Origin of the sequence: Paraburkholderia sp. SECH4 (genome assembly GCF_030511745.1) — a bacterium.
Taxonomy (GTDB): Bacteria; Pseudomonadota; Gammaproteobacteria; order Burkholderiales; family Burkholderiaceae; genus Paraburkholderia; species Paraburkholderia madseniana.
Map to the genome: position 1 here is coordinate 86,557 of NZ_JALOCP010000001.1, position 17,279 is coordinate 103,835.

14 protein-coding genes are annotated in these 17,279 nt (G+C 65.5%); 2 read left to right on the plus strand and 12 right to left on the minus strand.

Features of this window, described 5'->3' with window-relative positions; all coding sequences use genetic code 11:
- The first annotated feature begins 124 nt into the window (after positions 1 to 124).
- On the plus strand, positions 125 to 3,091 hold the full coding sequence (locus M0D67_RS00365) for an AAA family ATPase (protein ID WP_266236772.1): 2,967 nt from the start codon (positions 125 to 127) through the stop codon (positions 3,089 to 3,091).
- On the opposite strand, the gene M0D67_RS00370 is transcribed toward M0D67_RS00365, so the two are convergent.
- From M0D67_RS00370 to M0D67_RS00415, 10 genes are all read right to left on the minus strand, one after another.
- Positions 3,088 to 4,878: a LuxR C-terminal-related transcriptional regulator gene (locus tag M0D67_RS00370; RefSeq protein WP_266236774.1), complete on the minus strand. Its 1,791-nt coding sequence runs from the start codon at positions 4,876 to 4,878 to the stop codon at positions 3,088 to 3,090. The two genes, M0D67_RS00365 and M0D67_RS00370, sit on opposite strands and share 4 nt — an antisense overlap.
- Before the next feature lie 192 nt (positions 4,879 to 5,070).
- Complete coding sequence (locus M0D67_RS00375) at positions 5,071 to 5,469, minus strand: DUF3331 domain-containing protein (RefSeq protein ID WP_266236776.1); 399 nt, start codon at positions 5,467 to 5,469, stop codon at positions 5,071 to 5,073.
- A 2-nt stretch (positions 5,470 to 5,471) separates the two neighbouring features.
- Positions 5,472 to 6,050, minus strand: a complete 579-nt coding sequence (locus M0D67_RS00380; protein ID WP_266236778.1) for a helix-turn-helix domain-containing protein — start codon at positions 6,048 to 6,050, stop codon at positions 5,472 to 5,474.
- A gap of 114 nt (positions 6,051 to 6,164) precedes the next feature.
- Positions 6,165 to 6,569, minus strand: coding sequence for a MucR family transcriptional regulator (locus tag M0D67_RS00385; protein ID WP_168435644.1), 405 nt, complete (start codon positions 6,567 to 6,569; stop codon positions 6,165 to 6,167).
- Positions 6,570 to 6,795: 226 nt separating this feature from the next.
- A complete protein-coding gene (locus M0D67_RS00390; protein WP_266236783.1) occupies positions 6,796 to 8,283 on the minus strand; it encodes an MdtP family multidrug efflux transporter outer membrane subunit in 1,488 nt (495 codons plus the stop codon).
- A 96-nt stretch (positions 8,284 to 8,379) separates the two neighbouring features.
- On the minus strand, positions 8,380 to 10,563 hold the full coding sequence (locus tag M0D67_RS00395; protein WP_266236785.1) for an FUSC family protein: 2,184 nt from the start codon (positions 10,561 to 10,563) through the stop codon (positions 8,380 to 8,382).
- Entirely contained in the window at positions 10,560 to 11,651 is a 1,092-nt protein-coding gene (gene mdtN / locus M0D67_RS00400; protein ID WP_266236787.1) for a multidrug transporter subunit MdtN, read from the minus strand. The genes M0D67_RS00395 and mdtN overlap by 4 nt, the downstream gene beginning before the upstream one ends.
- A 42-nt stretch (positions 11,652 to 11,693) precedes the next feature.
- A complete protein-coding gene (locus tag M0D67_RS00405; protein WP_266236789.1) occupies positions 11,694 to 11,930 on the minus strand; it encodes a YtcA family lipoprotein in 237 nt (78 codons plus the stop codon).
- A gap of 131 nt (positions 11,931 to 12,061) precedes the next feature.
- Positions 12,062 to 13,783, minus strand: a complete 1,722-nt coding sequence (poxB, locus tag M0D67_RS00410; protein WP_266236791.1) for a ubiquinone-dependent pyruvate dehydrogenase — start codon at positions 13,781 to 13,783, stop codon at positions 12,062 to 12,064.
- A 329-nt stretch (positions 13,784 to 14,112) separates the two neighbouring features.
- The gene (locus tag M0D67_RS00415; protein ID WP_266236793.1) at positions 14,113 to 14,979 is read right to left on the minus strand and encodes a pirin family protein; all 867 of its coding nucleotides are present in this window, start codon (positions 14,977 to 14,979) and stop codon (positions 14,113 to 14,115) included.
- A gap of 100 nt (positions 14,980 to 15,079) precedes the next feature.
- Between M0D67_RS00415 and M0D67_RS00420 the strand changes: the two genes are divergently transcribed.
- Positions 15,080 to 15,964: a LysR family transcriptional regulator gene (locus M0D67_RS00420; RefSeq protein ID WP_154559772.1), complete on the plus strand. Its 885-nt coding sequence runs from the start codon at positions 15,080 to 15,082 to the stop codon at positions 15,962 to 15,964.
- A gap of 102 nt (positions 15,965 to 16,066) precedes the next feature.
- Here the strand turns inward: M0D67_RS00420 and M0D67_RS00425 are convergent, their stop codons facing one another.
- Complete coding sequence (locus tag M0D67_RS00425) at positions 16,067 to 16,489, minus strand: DoxX family protein (RefSeq protein ID WP_266236795.1); 423 nt, start codon at positions 16,487 to 16,489, stop codon at positions 16,067 to 16,069.
- 48 nt (positions 16,490 to 16,537) lie between these two features.
- Positions 16,538 to 17,236, minus strand: coding sequence for a pirin family protein (locus tag M0D67_RS00430; protein WP_266237184.1), 699 nt, complete (start codon positions 17,234 to 17,236; stop codon positions 16,538 to 16,540).
- Between the last annotated feature and the right edge of the window lie 43 nt (positions 17,237 to 17,279).

Here is a 17,279-nt window from a genome sequence, read left to right on the forward strand (position 1 = left end):
CAACCAAGTCGGGTTGCAGCGCCATCGGAGAACCTAGGTGATCGATTTCCCACCCTTTCGGCTGGATCGAGTGAATCGATGTGTCTGGCAATGTGCGCCCGACGGCACGAGCCGGAGGCTCACGTTGGCGCCGCGCGCCTACGACATGCTGCAATACCTGATCAACCACGCCGGGCGGCTCATCACCCACGAGGAATTCCTCGATGCGCTCTGGCAGAACGTGCATGTCCAGCCCGAAGTGCTGAAGGCCCACATGCTGACCATCCGCACGGCGCTCGGCGACGATCCCGCACGTCCAAGCTTTATCGAAACCCATCGCGGCCGCGGCTATTGCTTCATTGCGCCGCTCTCCGCCAGTTCCAGCACTGGTCCGCGCGAGGCGGACCAGCGCAGCCATGGCGGATTCGTCGGCCGCAAGCAGCAACTGAACCGCTTGAAGACGCTGTTCGACGAGGCACGTCATGGTGCATCGCGCATCGTGTTCGTGGCGGGCGAACCAGGCATCGGCAAGACGACGCTCGTCAATCGGTTCCTGGACTCGCTCGATGGCGATGCCACGGTGTTGACGTCGCTCGGGCGCTGCGTCGAAGGCTACGGCGGCATCGAGCCTTACTACCCGGTGCTCGACGCGCTGACCCAGTTGACCCGCAGCGAAGCGGGCCCGATGATCACCCGCACGCTCGTGTCGATCGCACCGACCTGGGCGCTCCAGATGCTGGGATCGGTGCCGCAGCAATACCGCGCCGAGCTGCAGCATCAGGTGATCGGCGCGGCGAGCGGGCGCATGTTGAGAGAGATCTGCGAATTCCTCGAAGCGCTCTCGCTTGAGCGGCCGCTCGCGCTGGTGTTCGAAGACCTGCATTGGTCCGACTATTCGACGGTCGACATGCTGTCCGCGCTTGCCCGCCATCGCAGCGGCGCACGTCTGATGGTGATCGCCACGTACCGCCCGGAAGACGCCGAACTCGCGCAACACCCGTTGTGCCGGCTGAACCGCGATCTGGGGGTGCAGAAGCTGTGTCACGACATCGTCCTGGAACCCTTGACCGAAGGCGCCATCGCCGAATATCTGACGGGCGGCCCGCGCGACGCCCGGCTCGACAGCGCGAACGGCTTCGCTCAGCTCGTGCGCGAGCGCTCCGGGGGTAACCCGCTGTTCATGGTCGCGACGCTCGATCACCTGGTCGAACAAGGCATCGCGCAATCGACGCCCGAGGGCTGGAAGCTGCATCTGTCGCCCTCGGAAGTGCGGCTGGAAGTGCCGCTCACGTTGAACCAGGTCATCGAGCATCGCATCCAGCGGCTGACCGACGACCAGCAACGCGCGCTCGAAGGCGCGAGCGTCGCCGGCCTCGCGTTTAGCGTGACCACTGCGGCGCCGGCCGCCGCCTTGAGCCACGAGCATTTCGAGGATATCTGCGAGGCGCTCTGCCGTCAGGAAAGCTTTATCCGGCGCGAGCCGACGTCTGCGCTCGAGGACGGGTTCGCCGCGAGCACCTATGTGTTTCGCCACACGATGTACCGGCAGACCTTCTACGAGCGGCAGGGACCGCTGCGCACCGTCCGCTCTCATCTGCGCGTCGCCGAGGCGCTCGAGGCGCTGTTCGCACCCGAGGAGCGCGGCGGGGTCGCCGCCGAACTCGCCCAGCACTTCGCCGCCGCGAAACGTTGGGAACGTGCGCTCGGCTATCTGCGCATTGCGATCCAGACGGCGAAGAAACGTCTCGCCTACAACGACGCGCTCGCGGTCCTCGACCGCGCGCTGATGTTCGCGGCCAACCTGCCCAGTGAAGCCCGCGCGGCGGCGGAAACGGAATTCCTCGAAGGCCGTGCTTCGATCTTCGCGGCGGCCCACGACTCCCGCGCGCGGGAAACCTGCGAGCAGCTCGCGGAGCGTGCCGCGCAGCACGGCCTGATCGATATCCAGAGCCGCGCGCTGATGAGCCTCGCGTACACGTATAGCTGGCGCGACCAGTTGCGCTGCAGCCAGATCATCGACGAAGCACTCGCGCTCAGCGACCGGCAGACCAACCCGCAGCAGCAGGCCCGCACCCGCATCAGTTGCTACGTATGGCGGATGTGGGTGCGCGGCTGGTGCGCCGAAGACATCGTGCGGTGCGAGGCCGCGCTCGTCCCCCTGCGCGCCGGTGACGATCCCTACACGACCGCCTGGTCGCTGTGCGAATACTCGATGGTCTTGCTCGTGTCGTCGCGCTACCAGGAAGCCCAGGACACCATCCTCAAAAGCTACCGTTTCCTCGTCGAGAACGACGAAAACCGCCCCGAGTTCAACATGGCACGCGCGACCTGGATGGTCCATCTGGGTGTGCCGTGGACGCAGCTCTATCTCGGCGAATTCGGCCGCGCGCAGCGCGAGTTCGACAAGGCAATCGCGATGTTCGCGCACAACGGCAACCCGTACGGCGCGGACACGCTCACGCTCTATCGCTGCTGGGTGCAATTCCACGCGATGGATTTCGACGCGATGCTGCTAGCCTGCACGCAGGTGCTGGCCGGCAAGTCGCCCGAGCCGGGCAGCGGCAAATCGATCCTGCCGGCCGAATACCGGCTCTGCCTGCTGCTGACCGGGCTCGCACAGCTCGGCCTCGGCGATACGCGCGCCGCACGCGACGCGCTCACACAGGTGATGCAACGAATGGACGCGCTGCCGGTGATCTTCGACTGGTACTGGCGTCTGCCGCTCGAATGGGGGCTCGCGGGCGTCGCACTCGAGGAGCGCGATCTCGACGCAGCGATCACGCATGCCGACCGTCTCGTCAAACTGGCGACCTCGATCGAAGAACGCACGTGGCAGGGCTTCGCGTGGGAGATGCGCGCGCGGGTCGCGTGCGAACAGCATGACGCAACCCATGCGTTGCGCTGCGTGCAGCATGCGCTCGACGCGACGCGGGGTTACCAGACGCCGCTCGCGGACTGGCGCATCCATCGCACGGCTGCCCGCGCCTGCGAGTTGGCCGGCGACACGCAATCGGCCGACTACCACGCAGCACTTGGCCGGACGATGAAAGACGCGCTCGCGGCAAAGCTGCCGTCGGGCCATCGTCTGCGCGAAACATTCGAAGCGGGCTAGTCGCCGGCGTGCCCGCATCCGGATAACCGGACGAGACCCAGACGGCTCGCCAGCGTCACCGCTTCGATCCGGTTCCTCACCGACAGCTTCGTGTACAGATGCTTGGCGTGCGACTTCACCGTCTCGGGCGCGATGCACAGCCGGATCGCAATCTGCTTGTTGGTCAGCCCACGCCCCATCAGTCCGATGATCACGCGTTCACGCTCGCTGAGACCCATGGCGGCCACGGACCGTGCGATGTCCCGCGCCGTATCGCACTCCGGTTGCGCATGGGCGGCGCCCCGCCGGCGTCGCGACATCAAGGCGGCTGCGTAGGGAAGCAGCTCGCGGACATCCCCGGCGGGCACGATCGACCCGCGCACCATCCCGTCGATCAGTTTCGCCACGCGCTCGCTGCAGTCGACGAGCGTCTGCTGCAGTCCCGCCGAAGCCGCCTGCTTCAGCAGCGTGACGAGCGCCTCGACCGCTTCATCGCGCAGACCGGCGACCAGCAACGCTTCGATCAGCAACAGCGCGATCGTCACCGCGCCGTATCGATCGCGCCTCAGGACGGTATCGCAATGGAGCTGCCGCAGCGCTGCGAGATCGACCGCGGCGGATACCTCGATGGGTGCCTGAGGGAACGCCAGAGCGGATGCCTGGGAGAGCGTCTGAGCGCATGCTTGTGAATGCGCCTGTGCGAGCGCAAGCCGTGCCTGCGCGAGTACGTGGTAGCGCGCGATCTCGAAGCGCGCGCTGCTGCTCGCCGCGCCGCATTGCCCGGCCAGCATGGCGAGCCGTTGTGCGCAGAGCGCCGCCTGGTCGATGCGATCCGCGGCCACGTGCAGCTCGACCTGCTGCGCGAGGCTGGCGGCGCGCAGCCGCGGCCAGTTGCGCTTCATCCCAAGCGCGTCCGCCTCGGCCAGCAGCAGGAGCGCCTGTCCCGGTTGCCGCCGGTTCGCGGCGATGCGGGCAAGCAGTCCGTAAGCGCGCACCGCGCCTTCGATCGCACCGCCCTGCCGGATGCCCGGCAGCCGCGCCGCGACCAGCGCCTCGCTCTCGTCGACGCGGCCCTCCTCGTACAGCACCTGCGCCATCACGCAGGCGGGCAGCGCGTCGATTGCCGCCGGACCGGCCCCGAAACGGCGCACGACATCGAGCGCGTCGTCGGCCAGCAAGCGCGCGGCATTGAAATGCATCTGAGCGAATTCGACTGCGGCATCAAGCGCAAGGTCGAGCATCGCGGTGATCGCGCGCAGCCGGCCCGGCTGCCCGTCCGGCGCGCGGCGTTCCACCGCGTAGAAACTCTCGGGGTCGCCCAGGCGCAAGTAAGCGCAGCGGCACACCGTCAGCGCGACATGCGCGGTGGGCGTTGCGGTGCCGAGCCGCAGCGCGGAAAGCGCAGCGGCCAATGCGGCTCCCGCGTCGTCCTGCAGCAGGAGCGCCGCGGCCCGCACAGCCGCGATCTCGCAACGCACAGTAACCGCAACCGGGCCCATTAGCGGACCGACCTGCCCTTCAATCCGCTGCGCGCTCAGCAGCGCCTCGGCGGCCTCGCCGCGGATCACCATCTGCCACGCGCGCGCAAGGTCCGGATGGATGCGCGCTGCACTTACCGCAGGCCGTTCCCGGCCAACGCGAGCCAATGACTGAACTTCGGACTGAACTTCGTCCACATACACCGGCCCGGGCGGCACGACATGAAGCGCCCGCGTCACGAGGGCGTCGGACTGCCCCCGCGGCGGCACCGCGCGGGGTTGAAGATGCCCCGCTTCCTGATGAATTTCGCAGACAAATGCCTCGTTCATTCCTCGCTCCGTCGGACACCCGATCGTCACAATTGCTGGACGAACGCAGTACCGTCCAGACTAGAGATGACCGTCCGGAAAAGCGTGATGATTCGGTTCTTTTTCGGTAAAGGATGGGTTGTTGTCCGGTATTGCCCGGACTGAAACCGAAACGAAAGCGATCAATACCGAGATTTGTAATACGGCCAACGATCAGCCGGGTGACACGCGTTCGACCTCGGAGGCCAGCATCATCGCGGCCGCGTTGACGGGCCTCGGCCGCCCCTGTCGCGGACGATAGACCGCGTCGCCGGCCTTGATCGGCGCACCCGACAACGCGCAGCGACCGCGCCGCCTCGAGACGCCCACCCGCCACAACTGGTCGCCGTAGCGGCAGGACGTTGCATCGCACCAGTACACGACCACGATCTTCGTCGAAACGCGATCGAGCACGCGCACCACGCATTCGCGGCACGCGTCGGTTGGCGCACCCCGCACCTTTACTGCTTCGACGCGCGGCGCCAGCCGGCTCGCGGCCCACTCCCACGAGCCCCCGTCGAGCAGGCGCAACGCGGCGCACCAGCATGCATCATCCGCCAGGTCGGTCTGCATGATCAGGCTCCGGTGTCGCGGCGGCGCGGGTCGATAGCCGCGAGCGGCTCCTCGTCCCGCATGCGGGTCCGCCAGCTATTGGGCGGCTCGCCGACCATCCGCCCGAAGACGGTCGTAAAGTGCGCATGCGATCCGAAACCACAACTGAGCGCGACGTCGAGTACGCTGAGCGCCGACGAGCGCAGCAGCATCTGGGCATGCTCGATCCTGCGCCGCAGCAGATACGCGTGCGGCGAATAGCCGGTCGTCGAGCGGAACTGCGCGGCGAAATGCATGCGGGTGAGTCCAGTGCTGGCGGCGACATCGGCAAGTCCGATCGGCTGTGCGAGATTCGCTTCGATGAAGTCGAGCGCGCGCCGCAGACGCCACTGCGGCAGCGACGCCGCGCGCCGCGCGGACGGCCGCGTTTGCTCAGCAGCCCGCGCGACGAGGCGCGCGACGATCGCGTCGCAGACGCTGTCTGAGTGGAGCCGATGAGACGCGTCGGCGACCGGTTCGGTTTCCTCGAGCGCAGTCTCATCGTCGGCGGCGAAATCTGCCGCCTCGTTGCCGCACGCTGCATTCGGTGTCTGCGTGAACATGTGCGCCTCCGCAGGGCGTAAGTCGACGGCTCCTATCTTGCGCAGTCTGGCGGCGGCGCGACATCCCCTCATCGGGTGAGCACGACGGGCGCGGCATCCCTCGTTTGTGCGTTGTCAGGCGCCGCGACGCGGTTTGATTGCGCCCGCGGGATGGCGCTTCGCAATCGACGAGCGCAGCGCGGAATAGGCCGGCGCGACCATCGGGTAGTCGGCCGGCAGGCCCCACTTCGCGCGGTATTCGTCAGGGGTCATCGCGAAGTGGCGCTGCAGGTAGCGCTTGAGCGACTTCAGCTTGCGTCCGTCTTCGAGACAGACGAGATAATCGTCGCGCACCGATTCCTCGATCGGCACCGCCGCCCGCTGCCGCGCGGCCGGTACCGACGTCGTGTGCAATGCGGCTAGCGCCGCGTAGGTGCTCCAGATGAACTCCGGCAGGTCGGCTGCCGGCAACGGATTGCACGACACGAAGCTCGCCACGATTTCGGCGGTGAGTTCGATCAGATTGACGTCCTGCGTCACGACCGGCCTCGACGGATCAACGGCTCCGGGTGGAGCAGCGGCGTTGCCCGAAGTGGAGTGCGGATTTCCGAAGCATCATGATTCTTCATGACCTGGCTCCATGGCAGACGGGTCATCGGTCGCGTTAGCATTCGCGTCGGCAGGCACGGCGATCCCTCCCCCGACAGAGGGTCGGCACGCTCGCGTGGGCGACCGGCAGCCGCAACGAAGCCGGCGTGCTCGCCGCCTAGGGCTTGTTCGTGTTGGCCGACGCCCCCGGCAGGTCGTCGCTGCGATAGCCGCCGCCCAGCGCGCGGGTCAACACGATGCCCGCTTCGATCTCGTCGCCGGTAAGTTGCACGAGTTCGAGGCGCCCAGCGATGACCGGCGCCTTCGCCTGCATCGCGCTCGTCCTGTCGCCGAGGCCGGTCTGATAGCTCGCCTCGGCACTGTCGCTCGCAAAGCGCAACGCGTCGATCCGGCCACGCTGCAGATGCGCGCGATGATCGAGGTCGTCGATCTGGCTGCCGCTCTGCGCGACGTCGCGCACCGCGTCGAGCACGGCCTGGTCGTACTGCTCGATCAGCGTGTTGCTCGCCGTGCGCGCGCCGTGCAGGTTCGCGTTCAGGCGGCCGCCGTCGAAGATCGGCAGCGTGAGGCCGGGAATGAGGTTGATCTGCTGGCTCGAATGCAGGAACAGGTCACGCATTCGCAGCGCGTTGAAACCGAAGAACGCGGTGATGTCGAAGCTCGGGTAGAACGCGGCCTTCGACGCATCGATCTTGTCGAACGACGCCTGTACCAGCCAGCGCATTGCCTGCAGATCCGGGCGCCGCGCGAGCAGCTCATACGACAGCGTCGACGGCAGCGAGCCCGATGGCGCCGGCAACGGCACCGGCGCGATTGCCGGCAGATCGTCGGGACCGACGCCCGCCAGCGCACGCAGCGCTTCGCGCGCGTGGACGATCTGCTCTTCGCTCGAGGCGATCTGCTGGTCGATTGCGAGCACCTGCGAGCGCGCCTGGGCGGTCTGGGTCAGCGCTTCGAGGCCGCGTTCGTGCCGCGCCGATCGCGTGTCGAGCTCGAACGCGCGCACTTCGCGAAGCTGGCGCAACAGATCAAGGCTCGCGTAAGTGATCTGGATGCTGTAGTAAAGCTGCGCGACGCCTGCCGAGAGTTCGAGTTCGGCCTGCGCCGCCTCCGCGCGCCGCGCGTTCTGCTCGCCGATCGCCGCGCGCACGAGGTCGCGCTGCTTGCCCCAGATGTCGATGTCGTAGTGCGCGTCGACGCCCACCAGCCCGGTCCAATACCACGGCCCAAACGCTCCGATCGCCGGATCGTGCGACGCGTACGCGCTGAGGAAACCGTGCCCCGAGACATGCTCGCGATCGGCCTCCGCCAGCGCGGACATCTGCAGACCGGCCGCCGCCTGGATCAGCTCGACCTGCGCGTGGGCTTGCGAGACGTGCTCGCGCGCAATGGCGAGCGAAGGCGCATGCGCGAGCGCCAGCTCGACGAGCGTATTGAGCTGCGGATCGTGATACTGCTCCCACCAACGTGCGGACGGCCAACCTTCGTTGGCCAGATGGATGTCGTCGGCGAGGCGGATCTGCTGCGGCGCGATCATCGCGGCGGGCGGACTATCGTGGTGAATGATCGCACATGAGGCGAGCAATGGCAGCGCTAGAGACGCGAGGCAGTGGTTGAGCAGTCGTGCGGCTGGTCGTGTGGCCAATCGTACAGCCGCCATGCGCGTCTGGCGCCACAGGCTCGGTAAGTGCGGTAAGCGCAACACGCGGCGCAGGATGCAAGCGAAGTGCGTCATCGCCGATCACCCCGCGCTCGCGAATTCGCCGGACGCACGTTCGTCGGGCAACCAGCGTGGCAACCCGGCGAGCGCCGCGTCAATGCGTTGCGCGAGCCGCTCCAGCGTTTGCTCACCTGCCGTCCCCGCTTCGCCTGCCGGCGGCAGTGCGGCGCGCAATCCGCTCGGGTCGAGCCGCGCCGGCGTCATCGCGGCCGGTGACTCGGCCGTGAGCTGTGACGCGTATCGCTCCAGCGCATCCGCGACATCTGACTGAAACTTCGCGGCGCGCTCCATCGGTGCGCTTGCCGACGCATTGATCATCGCCTCATGGTGAAACGCTTCGAGCGCGACAAGCATCGCCCGGCTCTGCGCGAGCACCGTCTGCGACAGCAGCGCAATACGTGTCGTCTCTCCCTCGCGCCAGTCGGGTTCGAGCGCGACACGCGCGAGCGCCATCTCGCAATCCGCGACCATGGCCCACGCTTCAACCACCGCTGCAGAATCCGTCGCGCGTGGGCCGCTCTGCACCGCCTTCGCCTCGATACGCGCCAGCGCCGCGATCTTGCGCAATATCGACGTCAATTGCGTACGCAGGCCATCCGCTTCGCGCTCCGGCCACATCGACATCTGGATGAAGGTGGCCACGCCGACACCCAGGACGATGCCGACGATCCGGTCGCGGATCTCGGTGAGATCCGACGGTGGCGAGAACGATTCGAGCAGTGCCAGCGCAAACGTAAACATGATCTGGATTCCTGCATAGCTGATCCGCTCGGATCCCGCCGCCACCCAGGCGCCGAGCGCGATCACGGGCAAGCTCATCAGCAGCAGCCCGGTCACGCTTTCCAGTTGCGGAATCACGAACGCGACCATGAACAGCGCCAGTGCACTGCCGATCATTGCACCGGTGAGCCGCAGCACGCCCTGGCGGCTCGATGCGCCAAGGCTCGGCAGCGCGACCACGAGACACGTCAGCATGATCGTGTGGATACCCGGCCAGTTCACCGCGTTGTAGAACACGTAGCAGATCAGTACCGAGAACAGCGTACGCAGCGCGAAGCGCGCGTAACGCGGATTCGCGAAGACGTCCGGTTCGGGGTGCGCGGAAGGCGCCGCCGCCTTCTCCGCTTTCGCCTCTTTCGCCGCTGCACTGCCGGCGGGCGTATCTTCCGGTGGCGTCGGCGCGACGGCACCCCGCGTGGCCTCGGAGAACGCGTTGAGCGCGCGTTGCATCGCGTCAAGCGCGGGTATCGAGGTCAACACCGACGCCTGGCGCGATGCGCCCCAATGCCGCCATTGCAGGTTGTCGCCGATCGCGTGATCGAGCGACACGAGTTCGTCCCGCACCACACGGATGGCATCGATCTGCCCGGCGTCGTGCGCGACTGCATGCTCAGGCAGCACCGCCGCAGCTTCGAAGATGCGCGATACCACGGTCACGCAGGCCAACCACGCCGAGGCATCGTCCTCGCTGTAGTGGTGACGCATGGTCGAAAAGCGCAGCAGCTTCTGCAACGCGAGTGCGCCGCGCTCGAGATCGAGCGCGCCAATGTGCACGGCCGGCGCATTCGTGTCGATCATGACCGCGAGCCGCGCACGGGCCGTCGCGAGCTGCCCTTGCATGGCGGCGCGCAACTGCTGCTCCGGTTCGGCTGGCAGAAACAGCGTGTTGATGATCAGCGACAGCACAACTGCGTAGTTGACCGCCACCCACACCCACAGACAGGCACGCACCAACGCTTCCGCGTTATCGGTCCGATCGACAAAGGTCTGCGCGTAAATCACGATCAGCGAGACGAGAAAGAACACCAGCCCCAGTTTCGCCACGGCCCGCATCAGATAAGCGCTGCAAAAAAAGATGGCGCTTGCGACGATGATGCGCAGCAGCGGGTAGTCGAACGTCAGCTTGAAGACGCCGATGATGCAGGCGATCGCGCAGGTCGTGCCGATCACGGCCAACAATGCGACAAGGCGGGTCAGCACGATGTTCGACTGCGTGACGAAGAACACCGCGATCAGCGACAACGCCAGCTCGGGCACCTGCAAGGTCATCGACACGACAATCACGATCGCGCAGCCGAGCACGCTACGCATGGCCACATTGGCTCGCCCCGGAAACCCGCCAAGCTCCGAGCGCAGGAAGCCTGCCAGTTGCCCGAGCGGCCGCGGCCAGGCGAGATGACGCCCGACGCCGTCGAGCCCGCTCATGACGGCGCTCCATTGGGCGTCGCGCGAGTGTCACGATTATCGCGACGTTCGGGCTGCAGCACAGCGACAGCGGACGTGCCAATCCGGAACATCTGCGGATCGGGATGATCGACCAGTATCTTCACCGGAAAACGCTGTGAGACGTGCACCCAGTTGATGCTGCGCTGAATGCTCGGCAGACCGTTCGCGGTGCCGCCGCCGTCCGGCGGATCGACGCCGAAGCCGATCGAGTCGACCGAGCCGCTGAAACGGATGCGGGTATTGCTCATCAGGTAAACGGTCGCGCGGGTGCCGGGCCGGATGTTGCCGAGCTCGTTCTCGCGGAGATTGGCGATCACGTACCAATGCCGCGTATCGATCAGCGTGAAGACGGGTTTTTGCGCGGACACGAATTGCCCGACGGACGTGCGCAACTCGACGACGCGGCCATCGAACGGCGCACGCACGGTCGCGTATTCCAGGTTGAGTTGCGCCGTGGAGATTTCAGCCGTCAGCACCGCGCGCTGCGCGACCAGCGCGGCGACGCTGCTGACCGCCGCCTGCGCCTCGCGGGCCTGCGCCTGCGCGGCCGCAAGCTCGGCGAGCGCCGAGCGTTGCGTGGTGCGCGCGCGCTCCAGATCGTCGGCGGAAATGTAGCCCTTGCCGATCAGCGGCTCCATTCTCGCCAGCGTGTCTCCCGCCTGCTTCGCGGCGGCCTGGGCACGCGCGACCGACGACTTCGCCGCTTCGGCACTGAATCCTTGTGCATTGACGGTGCGCTGGGTCAGCGGAATCTGCGCATCGAGTTGCGCGAGCGCCGCCTGGGCGCGCTGCAACGCGAACTGATACGGTCGCGGGTCGATCTCGAACAGCAGATCGCCCTGCTTCACCGCCTGGTTGTTGCGCACCGCAAGCGTCACGATCTTGCCGCTGACTTCGGGCGAGACGCCGATCGTGTCGGCGTACGCATAGGCGTCGTCGGTGCGCGGCACGGTATCCACGCGCCAGATCACGGCGATGATCGCGATTACGGCCAGCGCGATCAGCAGCATGGCGGGCCAGGTTCGCGGACGCTGCTTTCCTGCGTCCGTGCTTTGGGCAGCAGTCATGGTCACACGGTCAGCTAAAGGTTAAGGGGACCATAAAAGGTCTTAAAGGTTGAAGCCTGCTACCCAGAGCGCGATGGAAAACAGCACCGTCAGCGCCGGATAGACGATCGCAGGCGGCGTGAGCCAGGCGCCGCGGCCGCTTCGCGACAGCAGCACATGCACGCATACGACCAGCAGCGCGCCACCCACGATACAAAACAGCCAGTCCGGAAAATACGCGCCCAGCACGCCCACCGACGGCGCGTCGCTACACGCTGTCAACGTCGCGCACGACATCATGACCGTCCATCCATGGCGCCTACGGCGCACACCACTCGACATCGCCGTCTCTCCCTGATGGCAGGCAATGAAGCATTACGATTCAACTGCACGCGCGATCCGGGCGCACCGGAAACACCGGATGCCAAGGTTCAGCGCGTCAGGTTCACTTTCGCGAGATCGATCAACTCGCCGCCACGGCCGTCCATCACCGCCTTCATCATGAAGAGGCCGAAATGCCAGGCTTCATCGACGGTGGTCTTCGGCGGCATGATCAGTTCCTGGCGTGCGCTGACGACGTCGACGAGCGCGGGCCCGTCGTGGGCAAGCGCTGCCGTGATCGCGCCTTCGAGTTCCTGCGGTTTCTCCACGCGAATGCCCTTCACGCCCATCGCTTCGGCCATGCGCGCGAAGTTCGGATTGACGAGGTCGGTGCCGGTATCGACGAAGCCCGAGGCGCGCATTTCGATCTCAACGAAACCCAGCGTGCCGTTGTTCAGCACGATCACCTTCACCGGCAGCTTCGCCTGAACCAGCGTGATGAAGTCGCCCATCATCATCGTGAAGCCACCGTCGCCGGACATCGAGATCACCTGGCGGCCGGGATACGCGGCCTGAGCGCCGATCGAATGCAGCATTGCGTTCGCCATCGAGCCGTGATTGAACGAACCGATCAGCCGGCGCCGGCCGTTCAGCTTCAGATAGCGCGCCGTCCAGGCGATCGGCGTGCCGACGTCGCAGGTAAAGATTGCATCGTCTGCCGCGAGCTGGCTCACGAGCCGCGTCACATACTGAGGATGGATCGTCGTGCTCGACGGATTGCTCTCGGCAAGCGAGTCGAGATCCTTGCGCGCCTTCTGATAATGCGCGAGCGCGCTGTCGAGATGCGACGATTCGGTTTTTTCCTCGAGGACCGGCAGCAACGCGGCGAGTGTGTCCTTGACCGTGCCGACGAGACCAAGATCCAGCGAACAGCGGTTGCCGAGCGCTTCGGGACGCACGTCGATCTGCGCGGTCGTGGCGTCCTCCGGATAGAACTGCCGGTAAGGAAAATCGGTGCCGAGCAGCAGCAGCATGTCGCACGCCTTCATCGCGGCGTAACCCGATGCGAACCCCACCATGCCCGTCATGCCTACGTCATATGGGTTGTCATGTTCGATGTGCTCCTTGCCGCGCAGCGAGTGCACGATCGGCGCCTTCAGGCGCTTCGCGAGCTCGACCACTTCGTCGTGCGCGCCCGCGCAGCCGGCGCCGCACATCAGCGTCACGCGCGATGCCGCGTGCAACATATCCGCGAGGCGCGAGATCTCGTCGTCGGCCGGACGCAGCACGGGCGGCGCCGACGGTACCAGCCAGGGGGCGACCTTGGCGGTCGTCGGCGACAGCGCGACGTTGCCCGGAATCACAACGACCGCCACGCCGCGCCGTCCGACCGCGGCGCGCATTGCGCGGGTCAGGATCTGCGGCAACTGGTCGACGTGCGACACGAGTTCCACGTAGTGGCTGCACTCCTTGAACAGGATTTCCGGATGCGTCGCCTGAAAGTAGTCGATGCCGATTTCCGAGCTGGGTATGTGCGCGGCGATCGCGAGCACAGGCACGCCGCTGCGGTGGCAGTCGAATAGTCCGTTGATCAGGTGCAGGTTGCCCGGTCCGCAACTGCCGGCACAGACCGCCAGTTGACCGGTGAGATGCGCTTCCGCACCGGCCGCGAAGGCAGCGCCTTCCTCGTGCCGCACATGGACCCAGTCGATCTCGCCGGAACGCCTGAGCGAATCGGAGATGCCGTTCAGCGAGTCGCCAACAACGCCGTAAATGCGCTTCACGCCGGCCTGTGTCAGGGCATCGACCAGATAGTCCGCTGCCGTGGTCATGATGCCTCCTGCCGACGCGCGCTAACGGACGTAGCCGCCCCCTTGGCGGGCAGCGAACCTGAATGAGCGTGGGGGTAATTCACGATGCGCCTCCTTCTCCCGGTGACGGGGCGTGCAGGCACATGTGCCGGCGGCCACGGTTTAACTTCGACCATGGTGTCGCGGCTCGTCCGGGCGTGCTTTAGGATTCGCACGGTGACGTATTGAATTCGCGTGAACCGGCGGCGCACCGATCTCGCAAGCAAATCGTGCCCGCCGGGGTTACCGTGACTTACCTACCGTCACGGGGATCCACATGCACGACGGGCACGCACTCCGTCGATGCCCGCTTACCGGGCGCGGCGCTGCGTGGCCAGATCGCGACCGATGCGGCGGATCTCGGCCTCGCCCTGCGCAAGCGCGTCTGCGTTCGTATGCACCGAGTAGTAGCCGAGCACCAGGGGATAGGGATGCTTGATGGCGGAGCCGATGACGAACGACGTCGCGTGCTCGGCATGCAGCTCAATGGGCGCCCCGTCGGATTCCTCGAATACGGCGAGCTCCCCTGCCTCGATCGGCTCGGATGCGTTCAACCGCCCCTTGTCGATCGCCAGCCACGAGACGTTGTGTCCGACAGGCGGCACGTAGCGCCACGTCTCCCCAGCGTTCAGTTCAACATGGAAGTAGTTGATGCCTTCGGGCGCGCGGATATCGCTCGTCGCCGACCCGTGGCGGCCGATGATGACGCGGACCGGTCCATCCCGCTGGACCTCGGCCGGCGAGATGTACTGGCTCTCCGCCGGCGAGTTCTCCTGCGAAGGCGGCAGCGCGACCCAGAGTTGGAAGAGGCGTACCGCTTCGCCCGGCAATACGTTTCCGTCGTGCCAGACACCATTGCCGGCCTTCATCCATTCGAGGCCGCCGGCGGGAAGTTCGCCACTCTTGCCGGTCGTGTCCGCATAGGAAATTCCGCCACTCAGCACGGTGGTGAGTGTGGCGAGACCCGAGTGCGGGTGCATCCCGAACATCGGCTTGCCGGTCGGCACGACCACGGCGTGATCGAGGAACACAAAAGGCTTGATCAACTCGCCGATATCGGAGGGACTGGCCAGACGCGTAATGCCGCCGTGCGCACTGCCAGTGGTACGAAATGCGACCCGGCGCGGGGCCAGCGTTGTCTCTGGAATCGGGGTGAGTACCGCTGTGTCAGTGTTCATGGCTCTGCCTTAAAAAACGCGATACACGTAAGGTAAGAGCTTGCACTCCATCTGAAAAGCCTATATTTTTAGATTCTAGATATCGTTTGGAGCGATGGATATGCTTGACGGCGTAACGCTGGACCAGCTTCGGACCTTCATCGCGGCGGTCGATGAAGGCAGCTTCTCAGCAGCCGGACGCAAACTCCGGCGCGCGCAATCAGTGGTTAGCCAGACCCTTGCGAATCTCGAGGCACAGCTCGAGGTGAAGCTGTTCGATCGCACGGCCCGCTACCCGCAGCTCACCGACGCAGGCAAGAGCTTGCTGCTCGACGCCCGCTCCGTGGCCGACACGATCGATGGTTTCAAGGCGCGAGCACGCGCGATGCGAGAGGGTCTGGAGCCCGAACTCTCCGTCGCGATGGACGTGATGTACCCCATGGATAGTTTGACGCGCGCGGCGGCTCAGTCCCAGAAGGATTATCCGCACACGCCACTGCGGCTTTATGTCGAAGCGCTGGGCGGTGTGATGAAGCTGGTGCTCGACCGGATCTGCAACATTGGCGTGATCGGCACGCTGCCGATCGTGACGGATGAACTACAGGTCGAATCCTTGCGCGAGCTGAAACTGGTGACGGTCGTCAGTCCCGCTCATCCGCTCGCAAATACCCGGGGCCTCATTTCCGCTGCCGCAATCAAGAAGCACGTGCAACTCGTACTCAGCGACCGAACCGCATTGTCCGCGGGACGCGAATTCGGCGTGCTGTCCGCCTCGACGTGGAGGCTCGCGGATCTGGGGGCCAAGTATGCATTCCTGAAGGCCGGCCTGGGCTGGGGGCATATGCCGCTGCACATGATCAAGGAAGATCTCGAGAGTGGCACCCTGGTGGCGATTCGCATTGAAGGCCTGCCGCGCGATGTAGCGATGCCGATGAAGGTTGTTTACCGCAAGGACGCGCCGCCGGGGCCGGCCGCTCGCGCCTTCATTGCACAATTGGGGAAATAAGCGGTAATGCGGCTGCCCGCTGGCGTTCCTGCGAGCGCCGATCCCGGTGAGACGATCCAGCCGGTCAACTGGTCAGCCGGTCGTCTCAGCGGATCAGACTTGTCAGCTCGCGTTCACAGGCGAGACACGCAAAGCTGTCCGGCCGGTGAGCGCGTCCAGGCTGAACGCGCCGGCGCCGAACCAGGTGATTTGCAGGAGACCACCGGCCATCATCACGTTCTTGAGGAAGTGAATCATCTGGTTTTGGTCGGCGAAGTTATGGTGAAAGAACAGCGCAGTGACCACACAGAATACCGCCATCCCCAGCGACACGGCGCGAGCCCTGTAGCCCGACAGCAGCAGCAGGCCGCCGCCCAGTTCGGTCAGCACGGCAAGAATAAACGCGAGTGGCGGCACGGGCAGACCCATGGCCGCAATATAGCCAACCGTCGCGCCATACGCCGCGAGTTTGCCCAGCCCGCTCATGACAAACGGTGCACCGATCAGAACACGACCCAACAACGGAAGAAATTTAAAACGTTCCATGACTAACTCCTAAGATGAATTTACGCAGGTGGATTAAGAGCAAGGGAATTAGCCGGCGTCCACCATCACCAGCTCGGAATCTTCAAGAGCAGAAATCTGTGCCGCGGCGACTTTCGTGATCGCCACGCCGTCCAGCGGCCCAACGGGCTCGCCATTCACTTCGATGCGTCCCGAGGCCACGACGAGATAGGCGCGACGCGCCGGACTCAACTCGTATCGAACGCTTTCGCCTGCCTTCAGCATTGCGCCGAACACACGCGCATTGGCACGAATCGGCAGCGCACCTTCGTCGCCCGCGAACCCGCTGGCCAGGACTACAAAGCGCCCTGAGCGGTCGCTTCTTGGAAACGGCTTGGTATCCCATGCGGGTTCACCACCGGCTTTGCGAGGCAACAGCCAGATCTGGTAAACCTTGAGCGGCACTTCGCCCTTGTTGAATTCGGCGTGGCGTATGCCCGTGCCGGCGCTCATGACCTGGACATCGCCTGCGTGGATCGTTCCTTCGGATCCCAAAGTGTCTCGGTGCCCGAGCAGGCCCTGGCGCACATAGGTGATGATTTCCATGTCACGATGCCCGTGCATGGGGAAACCGCTGTCAACCGCGATCTCGTCGTCGTTCCACACAATCAGGGGACCGAGAGCGGCATGGTCGGGATTGCCGTCGGCGCTCACCGCGAAATGGTATTTCGCGCGCAGCCAATCTCGGTTCGCCGTGTCCAGTGATTCCCAACGCCTGTGTGTGAGCATGTTCGCCTCCGTTTCTCGCTGCCGATTCCCGCCGCCGCCAATG

Excerpts from the sequence above, each read along its gene's own strand:
- M0D67_RS00425 (WP_266236795.1), bottom strand. The coding sequence starts at position 16,489 with ATGGAACGTTTTAAATTTCTTCCGTTGTTGGGTCGTGTTCTGATCGGT.
- M0D67_RS00420 (WP_154559772.1), top strand. The coding sequence starts at position 15,080 with ATGCTTGACGGCGTAACGCTGGACCAGCTTCGGACCTTCATCGCGGCG.
- M0D67_RS00375 (WP_266236776.1), bottom strand. The coding sequence starts at position 5,469 with ATGCAGACCGACCTGGCGGATGATGCATGCTGGTGCGCCGCGTTGCGC.
- M0D67_RS00380 (WP_266236778.1), bottom strand. The coding sequence starts at position 6,050 with ATGTTCACGCAGACACCGAATGCAGCGTGCGGCAACGAGGCGGCAGAT.
- M0D67_RS00415 (WP_266236793.1), bottom strand. The coding sequence starts at position 14,979 with ATGAACACTGACACAGCGGTACTCACCCCGATTCCAGAGACAACGCTG.
- M0D67_RS00370 (WP_266236774.1), bottom strand. The coding sequence starts at position 4,878 with ATGAACGAGGCATTTGTCTGCGAAATTCATCAGGAAGCGGGGCATCTT.
- M0D67_RS00430 (WP_266237184.1), bottom strand. The coding sequence starts at position 17,236 with ATGCTCACACACAGGCGTTGGGAATCACTGGACACGGCGAACCGAGAT.
- M0D67_RS00395 (WP_266236785.1), bottom strand. The coding sequence starts at position 10,563 with ATGAGCGGGCTCGACGGCGTCGGGCGTCATCTCGCCTGGCCGCGGCCG.
- M0D67_RS00405 (WP_266236789.1), bottom strand. The coding sequence starts at position 11,930 with ATGATGTCGTGCGCGACGTTGACAGCGTGTAGCGACGCGCCGTCGGTG.
- poxB (WP_266236791.1), bottom strand. The coding sequence starts at position 13,783 with ATGACCACGGCAGCGGACTATCTGGTCGATGCCCTGACACAGGCCGGC.
- mdtN (WP_266236787.1), bottom strand. The coding sequence starts at position 11,651 with ATGACTGCTGCCCAAAGCACGGACGCAGGAAAGCAGCGTCCGCGAACC.